This window comes from Candidatus Mycoplasma haematobovis, from assembly GCF_001645765.1.
GTDB classification, from domain to species: domain Bacteria; phylum Bacillota_I; class Bacilli_A; order Mycoplasmatales; family Mycoplasmoidaceae; genus Eperythrozoon_B; species Eperythrozoon_B haematobovis.
Genome location: NZ_LWUJ01000018.1, coordinates 1 through 11973 on the forward strand (window position 1 = coordinate 1; position 11973 = coordinate 11973).

The window sequence follows — 11973 nt, forward strand, 5'->3', positions numbered from 1 at the left end:
TACCAATTTCTCTTGCTAATACTTTCTTTTCCAAAGGAATTTGTTCTTCCTCTAAACCCTCTAATAACTTTAAATATTTTTGTTTTGAAGAATTAACAAATTCTATTAATCATTTTGGAGTTCTCATAACACTCATAATATTATTCTTGAGAATCTTCTATAGGCTTTTGAATATTAAGTTCTTCAGGGTTAGAACCTGCTTGAACAGTATCTGGTAGTCCCTGTGCATAAGTTAATCCAGATATCTCTATTTTAAAGTTTTCTTTAACTCATCCTCTTTCCTTTAACTTCTTTTCAAATATCTTTAAATTCTTTAATTGATAATCCTGTAAATTAGTTATCTGTCTTAAATCTTTATAATTCTCAGCAACAGTTAATCTTTCTTTCTTATCATTAGAGTTAGTTGTAAATCCAAGCAACTCACATTCCTTATCATACATAGTCTGAATTATTTCTTGCATATCCTTTATTCTCTGTCCTTCTATAATAGGCATTGCTTGATATAAATTTTGTTCCTTAGCACCAACAGTACCTGCTTGTCTCTTTAATTCATAGAATACACTAGGATTCTCTATTTGAGACCTTTCACTATCAAATGATTCTTTATTTCTTACTATAACTTGTACTGTCTTTGATAAAGCTTTAGTTGCATCAACAACTCTTGATTTACCTGCAACATACTCCATATTAACTTTCCATCATTTTCTAAAATTAGCACCATCATTTAAAGATAAACAAATCATTTCTTTGGGGTCTAACTTAAAGTAATCAATTCCAGTTAATAATGATTTGAAGAAATATTTACCATCAGAATTCTGATATCTTTCAAATAGCCTAAAAGGATTTCCTCTTAATAATCTTTCTTCAGATATATTATTCTTATGTAGGTCGCTTTCAGCAAGAACTATTTCTTGATTCATTACTTCTTCACTCTTTATTATTCATACCTTACTAAAGTATCAAGACTTAATTAAAGTTGCTCACACTTCACTTAATTGTTCATCATTATGACAATCAAATTCTCCAACTATATATGCACCTACATGTTCCATTAAATCTAAGCAACTTAAAGTAATATTCTTTCAAAAACTTTCACCTTCTTTACTTCCAGATAAGTAATTAGTAGTTCCTCCTCAAATAGTTCAAAACTTATTTCACATCTCTTTGGTAATAAGTTCTTGTCCCTCCTTGTTATAGGGAGTCAAGTATGTTTGCCTATACATATCAGCAAGGCTAGCTAAACCAGCAGTATTAATTATCATAAGATAATTTATTTAATAAGCATAGAACTTTAAATATTTCATTTCCAGTATCAATAACATTCACAGTATTAATTTTTGAAACCAATTCAATAAGATGCTTTTCCAACATCACTCTGAGAATTATCATTCAAAAGTATCAAATGTTTTTGGAGTATATCCTTCAAATCTAAAGTATTTTCCATTGAAATAAATACCAAATTTACTTACCAATCTTTCAAAATACTCTAAACAATCTTGAAATTCTTGTGGCAAACAGCCTTTAACAGATGTAAGTATATTAATTCTTCCATTCATACAAGCACATACAGCACCCCCTAATCGATTAAATCTTTCTGGAAATAATTTTCTTGATTCAAATGCATATCACATCATACACGCATATTTAACAGCGGTTCTTGCAGTAAAATGTGAATCTCCTAAGTCTTCTTGATTTAAAAATTTTTCAATTAATATTTCAATATCATCTTTCATAACTTAGTGATAATACATAATTATACTGAATCTATCTTTGAATACTTTCACATCTTTATAAAATTAAATTCTTTAATTTTATCATTTAAAGATGGTCTGATTGGTCACTCACCTCTTAATATACTTAGACAATCTTCATATACTTTCTCTTTCCTTTTTGCTTTAGCCTCTATTACTTCTGGTTCCTTACAGAAATGTGATAACCATAGTTCATTAAAGAATTTCTGAATATCCATTACTCTTCTTTCTTCTTCTTCCTTGCCTTCTTAGGTTTATCAACAGACTCTTTCTTAGGCTCCTCTAATTTAAACCTACTTCAGAAATATCTTTCACATTGCTCTGCAACAGCATTTCTACCTACTCTAAATTCATCCATATATAACTTTACTAATTCATTACCTAATTTAAGTATCCTAGCACCCTCTCTTCAAGAGCTAGTATAATCATCAATGGTATGTGGCTTAGAACAAATATGTGGACATTTATTTCAGAACCAAGCCTGAATACCAAGAATATGTTTAAGTAAATTTCCAAATTCAGTTTGTACTTCAGCTTTATCTACTTCACCAACCTTAAATTTTTGAATAAGTATGTAAAGTTTATGTTCTTCAACACAAGATGCAAATTTTTCCTTTTCCATAAATTAATAATAATAAATAATATACTTTCCTGACTAATCCAAATAAGTCCTGTTCGCTCCAGCTCACAGTCCTTCTTTGTCTTAGTCAGGAAAGGCTTGGGAACCCCCTTACCCCCTATAGGGCAAGAAGGATTCCTAACCTGACTAAGACAAGGTCTTGTGCAGTGTAAGGATGGTATACCCCCTATTGTATATTACAACTCTATTATTATACTTTCTTAGACTTAGATTTGCTTGTTTTTTCTTTTTCACTAATAACTTCTTTAATTAATTGAGTTTGCTCTTTAACAGTATCTGAAATAATCTTCAATTCTTCTTTATTAATATTAGTTAGTAATTCCTTTCAACTTTTCCCTCTAATTTTTTTAAGGCATGTAGCTATAGCACCAAGAACAGTTGCTACTCCTATACATATTGCTGTAATAACTTCAGGGTCAGATATAGAACTAAATGCCATAAAAATGTCTCTTCCTATGTATATATTATATATAATATATAAAGTATAAGTAGTGGTACATTCAACTAACCTATAGTCGCTATTTATACATTCGATATATGGAAAATCAAGAAGTAATAGAAAATAAAGTTACTGAAGCTTCTGTAGAGAAATCTAATAATGATGAAGCATTAAAGAATATTATTGAACAACAACAGCAATTAATAGACCAGTTGACTAAGCAACAAGAGCTTTCTAAGAAAGTTAATGACCAGTTAAATGAAACTTTGAATCAAAGATTGAAGCAAGATGAAGAGAAGAGTAAAGACCCTTATGGATGAATGGAAGATGCTATTGGTAAGAATTTTGAATATCAAGCAAAATTTAATGTTAATGATAATCAAGATTCATTTAAAGGTAGTGAACAATTAGGTTCTTGATATATGAAATATTTAAAGGACCAAGGATTTACTAATGAAGAAGTATATAGTAGACTTAATAGAATGTTTGAAGGATTAAAAACTGGCATTCAAGCCCATGAGAGTTTATAATTAAGATATGGCCACAACAATGAAATATACATCTTTACCTACTGCAGTTAAATTAAGAGTTGCTATACATCCTGATGTAACTAAAGAATGATGTGGATACAACCCTAATAACTATACAATACCTGTATTCCTAAAGGGGATATTCAGAGATGTATATATGGGAACAGTAACTAATCTTAAAGCATCTATTACTGAGCCTTGATTGAAAGAATTTATTGAAGAAGACCCTGAAGCATTTTTAGGTGATGCATTTAGACATATTGAAGTTGGTGAAATATTTCCTGAAGAATATACAGATATAGATAGACCAGATGAATCTTTAGCACCTGTATCTGGACACCACTTAAATATTATTACTGAGACAGATAAGACTATTGAGAAATGACATATAAGAATTTCTCACAATAGAGATACATATGCTAGTTATTTCAAAGACTACTCTAGCTTTAAAGAATTTGTTGACCTTCTTAAAGGACATATGACTAAAGGTATTAAGAAGGCACTAGGATTAATTGTTAAAGCAGTAATGACTTCAGACCCATCTCAAGTAGTATTTGATGATAAAGATTTTGCAAGAATATTTGGAAGAACAAGAGATAATCCTAAATCAGCTGTTCCTGCAGGTCCGGCTGAAGGAACTATTGAATCATCTACTTTAGGAACTAAATACAATAAGATGATGCAGAAATTAATACAGAAATATTATGGTAAAGCGGCATTGATATGAAAGAACATTCAATGGTACAATCCCTACTACTTTAGCTTTGATGACTATTATGAAGAAATGAGTAGAGATACTATATTTGAACAAGCTAATGTTGGTAAAGATAAATCTAAGAGACAGATGCAACAATTATATTCTGATGCTCATAGCTCTTCAGAAGCTTTAAGAGGAGATAATCAGAAGACATATAAAGTTCATCATCTACATAGAAATGATGCTTTATTTGCATTATTTGATGCTATTAATAAAGCTTTAATAATATTAACTAATGAAGAATCACCAGAGTTCTGACTAGGTAATGATACTGCAAGTAGAGTTCAACAAATTAAAGCTGAAGCTGAAAGAGCTAGAGCTGAAATGGCAGTTGCAAGTGAAGTAGATGGTCAAGTTATAGGTCCAGATGGAGCACAACCTGATAAAGCATATACAACTTCAGCTTCTTCTGATGATGCATTTGAAGTAACTGCAAATAAAGATAGTTTAGTGTTATTATTAAATCCAGAAGACTATGCTGATTTAAAGACAGGTATTGCAAGAAGGGGTCAAATGGATGTAAGAGCAGTTAACTTAGATATGTTAGGAATAACAGTTTATCCTATGAGAAGTATGAAACCTGGATTTGCTAGATTAATTGATAAGAAAGCATTTAAGATTCGTTCTTATTTCCAAATGACTGATATCCAAAGTCCTATGGAGAAATTAACTTGAAGATATAAAATGTTCTATCAATTCGCCATTACTATGTTTAAGAACTTTGCAGGATGCTTATTTATACCTAGTCCACACTTTACTGCCTCTTCAAACTTTTATGATAAGTATGGAATTATAGGACAAGAGGTAGAAAAAAAGCAATAGCCCCTTCTGGGGCTAGGGCAACAGCCTCTGTAAGGAGAAGGAAGAATGGAGGTTGAACTCCCCCTAGGCCAATAGAACCATCAGAGGTTCTTGGATAATATATGTCAATCAAAGTAGATAATCTTAGTAATCTATTTTGAGATAATGGAGGATATAGATTTCCAAATACATATCCACATTTAATAGATGGAGAATGACTTGAAAAAGTTACTCCTGTTATGACTACTCCTGTCACAGGATGAGTAGTTCTTACTGGAGACTTTAATTACTGTGAATACAAGGGTGAATTATTTTTCTTAAAGAAAGATGCATTAATTTCTGAAAGTAAGAATAAGTGAAGATACATACTTATTAAAGACCATATATGTACTTTATTTAAGAATAAAGCAAATGTATTAGCAAAGGGAACTTTAGTTAATTCAAGCTTAGATAAATTACAAGATATAGATTTTCAATTTACATTACCAGTATTCAATAACTTTAATCACAGAATATTACTTCCTCTTAGTAAGCAGATTTACAACTGAAAGAAACATATTATTCCTAATGCCCCTATTAAAACATTTGGAGCTAGATATGCAATTGATAATCATGATTATTCAGTATTCTTAAGACAACTTGAAAATAATAAGACAGTATTAAATGGAGCTAAATTTGAGAAATCAAAATTCTTTACTTTACTGGGTAGAGCAAAACTTACTAAGAAAGAACATAATTGAAAGAATGAGTTAGTTGCTAAGATAAAGGAATTATTAAGTGGATTAGATAATGATGATGTTATTTTAGCTAGATTTGGAAGTGACTTTGGTGGAGCACAATTTTTAAGAAATAAATATGTTCTTACACATAATTCTTATTCATTAGGGGTTCATAAAGAAGAGTTCAAACAAGTATTTAATTTAGACCTAGCTGGACTTGAAGATATAGAACTAATAAGTTTAACCACAGGTAAAGCTGACTCAAATACTTATTTCAAAATTAATTTAAAGGAGGTACCAATTATTGAAAGTAGAGAAGGAATTACAGATACCTTTATTAAGAAGCTTTCAAGAAGAAATAGAGTTTCATTTCTTAATCCTTATTCAACAAGAGCTATTTATAGAAAGGGGAAATTAGGAACTTGATTTAATTCAAATAATAATAGAGAGCATTTATTACCACAGAAAGTATTCTTCAAAATTAAGCCTTCTTTATTAGCTAAATCAAAGTATGATAGGAATTTCCCTTTATCAAGAAAACTTGAATCATATAGGAGTGTTTATTTATATTATTGTTGAAATATAGACTATGTATATAGATTTAAGGATGATGCAGATATAGGAAACTATTATTACAAAGAAAATAACTTTATTGACCCTACTACATATTTTGATAATGACAGTTCTAATTTAGCTTTATCTACAAAGACTTGAACATCTAATGATGGATTCTTAGTTGTTAAACCACAATATGAAGATTACTTTCCTTGAAAGAAAATTGGAGAGCCATTTACAGTAGGATGGCTTATTGGACAATTTTCATTATTCTTAGGGAATAATGAGAATCACTTTGAATCAGATAAACCTTTCATAGTAAAGAGTCCATTCTTATCACTTAAGAGAATTAGGGGACTTACAAATCAAGTATCAAGATTAACTCAGAATGCAGATGCATATGAGCCACCATTAGTTAGTTCTGATGCTAATTACACATTCACTTTAGATATATTTGGAAAGCTAAGTGCAAGAGCAAGACAGGCTACTAAAGAAGCAGATTTTCTAATAGGAGAGAAATTATTATTTACTACTTGAGGTTTAGGTGCTTATTCTTTATTCCAGCCAGTAATGTCTGATGGATATAGCTATACACTAAGTAGTCTTGAAGATAGTCATACTTTAATTAGTAAGTGGCTTACAGGAGGTAGTTGATATTACGGTTATTCAATATATGGTGAAGATGATTACATTACTGAATGGGCAAAGGGCTGAATGAAGATGGGATATTCAAATTTCAATGAATTACATTTTGATAAATATTATTCAAGTCCAAGTAAATATAGAGAGTTAAAGGGACATATAAAGAGAAATACAAATGCATTCTTCATTAGTGAGGATATAGACTTTACTAAGACCCCTATTAAAGAGGTTAAGAAAGGTGATATATTCTTTTCGGACCTAGATTGATACTTTTATGACCACAGTGAAGGTAATGACCTTACTCAAATAAATTCCAATTGATATACATCATGAAAAGATAGTAAAGCTGATTTACAGGATGAAGAGATAGTAGTTTACCATGATATTCAAGAAGGTGGAATTGCTATTGGTAAAGCAAATGTTTGAGAAACAGATACTACTCTTCCTGATGGACAGTTTATTGCAGAGGGCAGTGCAATTAGCAGTGATTCTAGTAGCAATAATAAAGTAAGAAGTAGAGTAACTAAGATAACAAAATTAACTGAGAGAAGTTTTTCTACATTTGATGAAGTAATACATACATTAAGAAATACTCCATCTTCATTCTTTAAGCAAGCATGCATAGACTTTACATTAGATGATTTAAAGGGAAATTCATATTTATTTGATTTAAAGGGAACTGATTTTTACTGCTATTTAGACCCCCAAGGGAGAGTCAATTTAATATTTAAGAATAGTGATAAGGATGTTCAAGAAAGCAGAAAACAAATTTATGCTATATCAGCAAATGAAGCTCTTGCTAAGCTAGATAAGACACAGTGAGTTAATCAGAAAGTTAATTTAAGTATTTATGGACATAAAGTTGAATTACCTATTAAGGCCTTTGCACAAACTATAGTAGCAACTATTGAATTAGATACTGCTCATTTAGAAGGAAGAAAGCAAGAGGCATTAGACTCACATAAAGTAGAAGTTACACATGCTTTAGGGAAGACTTATTTAAGATTTGATACTTCAAAATTAAATGTTCAAGGGACTTCACAATTTAATGTATTTGATATTGAAAGATTAGATATTAATAATTCAAGAGCATCTGAAGATTACTTACTAAGAAGAAGAGAATATGAAATTGGTAATGAGGCAATGCAAATTGAGCATGAGAAGATGAGATTTGAAAATGCTGTAAAGCAGAATGAATTAATAACAGATACTGTTCTTGGAACAATTGGAGGAGCATTACTTAGTGTAGGTAGTGTAGCTTTAGCAGGAGCAACAGGAGGTTTAAGTGCTGGTTTAGCTTTAACTGGTATTGGAAAAGGATTATCTATTATGAAGTCAGGATTCTCAAGTGGATATAGATGACAAAGATTTAATGAGGCTACTGAGAATATGAATAAAGGTATAGCACTAGCTATTCAAAAACAATTAGTTAATTCATATACCATTGACTTGACTTACCAAAGGCAAAGACAAGATTATGCATTTAACTTAAGAAGAATGTTTAATCAAGAAAGTATTCATCAAACTTCTTCTAGAGAGCGTAATTTAGCTTTAGATGATAAAGAGCAAGATTTAATAGGGTTACCTAGAAAAGAGGATAAAGAGATTTACTTAGAAATATGAACTATCTCTGATAAACAGAAAGAATATGCAACAGAATATCATAAAGAATATGGTGTTGATTGTAGAGTAGCAAATACTTTAATTCCATTTGGAAATGGAGTTAAGACAGGTGTATACAAATTAGAGAGTTGTGAATTAATTAATTTAAATGATAGGACAGACTTAGTATTAATAAAGGCTTTATTAGAAAGAGGAATACAGATTGTTGAATGAATAGAGCATGAGAAAGTTAGAGAGCTTATTCCAGAGGACCCTAGGATAGCTAAATTACAACAGCAAATTGAAGCTTCTGAAAGACGTAGACAGGAACTTGAGAATGAGAAGGCATTATTAGATACTAGGATTCAAGAATTAACAGTTGAGATTCAGAATTCTAAAGATGAAGAAGAAAGATTAACAGGAGAATTAGATAGTAAGAAGAAAGAGTTAAAGAAGGCTAAAGAGGATTTAAAGGTAGTATCACAACAACTTGAATTTGAGGTAGATAAATATGACAGATTAAGTACAGGTTATAGAAAATTAGAGGAAGAGAAAGCTGTTGAAGAGAGACTGAAGAATTTATATTTAGATGAGAAGAATAAATTAAGTTCAGAAAAAAATGCTATTCAAATTGAGCTAAATCAGAAGAAAGAAGAGTTAAGTAATACAAAAGATACTAATGTTAGATTAGAGGGCCAAATTAGCTCTTTAAATAAACAATTAGATTCTGAGAAACAAAAAAGTGCTACCTGTGATACAGAACATGGTGCATCTAAGAAAGAGTTAGAGAGGGTTAAGAAAGAATTAACTGAGCTTCAAGAAGAACATGAAATACTTAAGTTAGCTAAGACAGCAGAAGAACTTAAAGTAACTCAATGTGAATTAGAGAAGATAGAGTTAAAGGAGAAGTCAGATAAAGTTGCAGAAATAGAAGCTGAATTAACTAAGGTTAAAGAAGAGAAAGATGCCCTTACTAAGCAATATGATGCTAAGTTAATAGAAGTTCAAGAAAAAGATAAGACTATTGAAGGCTTAAGACAGTTAGAGAAATTTGAAGAGGGTAAAGGAACAGATATGGCAGGATATCTTGAAGGATTAACATACAATCTTCAAGATGTTATGGGTAGAAGATTATTTTATTCAAGAACATTTAATCAAATAACAGATACAATAGCAATTGTTCATCCATTAAGTACAGGAGCTGTTTGTATATCTGAAGTTCAATTAGTTTATGTTGTATTAAAAAAAGCACCAACACTTTATTGAGGGTATCTTCCAGTTTTACTTTATACTGGTGAACATAATGGTTTAGTTAAATCAGAATACTATGGTTTCTTTGCGCTTAATAAGAATACTATGACTAGAACTTATTGAGGTGGTACATATAGACAATATTTAACAAAAAGATTAAATACTTGAGAAGAAATTAAGACACATATATTAGGTTATTATAAAAAAGAAAGAGCATATAGTGTATGTACTAGATATACATATAATTTTACAGACGAACCTTTACCAGAATTTGTTAATAAAGATTTTTCAAGAATTTATGGTACAGCGGGTTCTGTTCGAGCAGACCCTGAATGAAAAGTATCTCATGTAATATATTGAGATTCGTCAGAAGAAAAAACAATTGGGGATTTTACTTGAAAATCTCATAAAGATGATGGCACTCCAAATAAAGAAATTAAAACATTTAGAGATTATGCAACAGCATTATTAGGATTTGACCCTTGAGAAGAAGAAATAAAATGACCTAAACAATAATGGAAACTAAAGATAATATTCTCATTGATTTTTACAAGGACAAATCTGAAGAAGTAATTAATAAAGAAGAGGATTTAAAAAGAATAGAGCAATTAAAGAGTGTAGACTATATTCAGACAGAGGAGGAGAAAGAACTATATAGTAAGTTCTGTGAGATAGCTAATAAAGACCCAGACCAGAAATTTAAATTCGACCATATTCATCAACTAGGAGTTAATGCAGATGTAGTTATTATTTATGGTAAGAAAGGAATTGGAAAGACATATCAGATATCAAAGATAATTTCAGATTTATCTGAGAGAGATGAGAATGCAGAAGTAATATTAATAAGAAATACTATATCTGAATTTAGTGCTCTTGAAAAACAATTAACAGTATCTTATTCTCCTATTACCCTTAAAGGAAGAACAACTAATAATCCATCTTTATTTCATAAGACTTTATTAAGGGGTGACAAACCCAGATATATGGGTTTCTGTGCGGCCCTAAACGGATTTGCCCTTGAGGCCGCTAAAGGAGCTGAATACCCTAATATCAGATTAATAATATGAGATGAATGTACCAATGTAGGTAGCAGTACTTCTTATGATGCAGGAGACATAGCAAGATTTATTACATTCTTTGATTCCATAATAAGGAATAAGACAAATGTGAAGATATATATCTTTGGAAACTTCCACAGAACTACTAGTGGTAAAGTAAGTGATGTTCTATTAGATACTCTGAGAATACCATATGGTTGTACCTTAAAGAAGAGAACTGTCTATTCTAAGAATAAGAAGAATAAATCAACATTCTTATATGTAAATACAGGTTCCCTATATAGCGGTGTAGATAATAATGCAAAGATATCTTTATTTGGAGAGCAAATTCAAGATGATTTGTACTTTAATATGCCAAAGAGCTATTCAAGCATGGTAGGAGGCTTAAACCTATTCTACAGTCATATACCTGAATGAGGACTAATATTTAATGAAGGAATAGATACTTACATATTATTGTTAAGCAGATATCAGAATAAGAAAGATGAGATACATATGGAACTAAACTGAATGATACATATGGAAAAATTTCCAACTGATAATGCATTTGTGCATGATGTAATGACATCTGATATTGGACTTTACAATGAATATAGTAATTATGGAATTCATATTATTACAGAGCAAGAAGAAAGACTATATATACATGAGCTTTATGAAATATGTCTACAGAGGTCACTATATTATTCAAGTGACGTATCTAGAGAGCTATTTAAAGTACAGATGACTAAATGACAAGATAAGTATAATTTAGGAATAACTGTATCTTTTTGACCTACTAAGAAAAAGAAGTGACAGGGATTTTAATTAAATTGGTGTTCAATCACCTTTCTTCTTAGCATAATTAAGAATATGATTAACTATATAATAACGGTCTCTGAAATTTTTTTTACTTAAAGCAGTTTCATCATAAAATTCAAAGTTTCTTAAAAAGAATAAAGTTCTTTGTCTAGTAGACAAACCAAGAATATCAAATACTTCATCTTTATCAAAAGCTATGAAATCCCAGAAATCTCTAATATAATCACTGCTTTTTATAATTTTAACTATTTTTAATAAAGTCTCATTATCAGCATTGTAACCATATCTTTTTAATTTCTTCAATAAATATTGTGCAAAATTTAACTTTGTCATACCATAATATTATAATATAAAAAGATGTAAAAAAAAGTTTAAAGTTGGTAGGATTTGTGATATAATATATATATATGAATAACAAAGAAATAAT

Annotated in this window: 10 protein-coding genes; 4 read left to right on the forward strand and 6 right to left on the reverse strand. The window is 30.1% G+C overall.

The window, feature by feature from the left end:
* Positions 1–140 precede the first annotated feature (140 nt).
* From A6V39_RS05850 to A6V39_RS05870, 5 genes are all read right to left on the reverse strand, one after another.
* Entirely contained in the window at positions 141–1262 is a 1122-nt protein-coding gene (locus tag A6V39_RS05850; RefSeq protein WP_187150745.1) for a hypothetical protein, read from the reverse strand.
* A 120-nt stretch (positions 1263–1382) separates the two neighbouring features.
* The gene (locus A6V39_RS05855; RefSeq protein WP_187150746.1) at positions 1383–1733 is read right to left on the reverse strand and encodes a hypothetical protein; all 351 of its coding nucleotides are present in this window, start codon (positions 1731–1733) and stop codon (positions 1383–1385) included.
* 20 nt (positions 1734–1753) lie between these two features.
* Positions 1754–1969, reverse strand: coding sequence for a hypothetical protein (locus A6V39_RS05860; RefSeq protein ID WP_187150747.1), 216 nt, complete (start codon positions 1967–1969; stop codon positions 1754–1756).
* Positions 1969–2373, reverse strand: a complete 405-nt coding sequence (locus tag A6V39_RS05865; RefSeq protein ID WP_187150748.1) for a hypothetical protein — start codon at positions 2371–2373, stop codon at positions 1969–1971. Before A6V39_RS05865 ends, A6V39_RS05860 begins: the two co-directional genes overlap by 1 nt.
* A gap of 208 nt (positions 2374–2581) precedes the next feature.
* Positions 2582–2830 carry a hypothetical protein gene (locus tag A6V39_RS05870; RefSeq protein ID WP_187150749.1) on the reverse strand — a complete coding sequence of 83 codons (249 nt, stop codon included), beginning with the start codon at positions 2828–2830 and terminating at the stop codon, positions 2582–2584.
* Between the two features lie 98 nt (positions 2831–2928).
* On the opposite strand from A6V39_RS05870, the gene A6V39_RS05875 reads away from it, so the two are divergent.
* From A6V39_RS05875 to A6V39_RS05890, 4 genes are all read left to right on the forward strand, one after another.
* Entirely contained in the window at positions 2929–3360 is a 432-nt protein-coding gene (locus A6V39_RS05875) for a hypothetical protein (protein WP_187150750.1), read from the forward strand.
* A 7-nt stretch (positions 3361–3367) separates the two neighbouring features.
* Entirely contained in the window at positions 3368–4939 is a 1572-nt protein-coding gene (locus A6V39_RS05880) for a hypothetical protein (protein ID WP_187150751.1), read from the forward strand.
* 101 nt (positions 4940–5040) lie between these two features.
* The gene (locus tag A6V39_RS05885) at positions 5041–10203 is read left to right on the forward strand and encodes a hypothetical protein (protein WP_187150752.1); all 5163 of its coding nucleotides are present in this window, start codon (positions 5041–5043) and stop codon (positions 10201–10203) included.
* The gene (locus A6V39_RS05890; RefSeq protein WP_187150753.1) at positions 10203–11552 is read left to right on the forward strand and encodes a hypothetical protein; all 1350 of its coding nucleotides are present in this window, start codon (positions 10203–10205) and stop codon (positions 11550–11552) included. The genes A6V39_RS05885 and A6V39_RS05890 overlap by 1 nt, the downstream gene beginning before the upstream one ends.
* On the opposite strand, the gene A6V39_RS05895 is transcribed toward A6V39_RS05890, so the two are convergent.
* Positions 11553–11879, reverse strand: a complete 327-nt coding sequence (locus A6V39_RS05895) for a hypothetical protein (protein WP_187150754.1) — start codon at positions 11877–11879, stop codon at positions 11553–11555.
* Between the last annotated feature and the right edge of the window lie 94 nt (positions 11880–11973).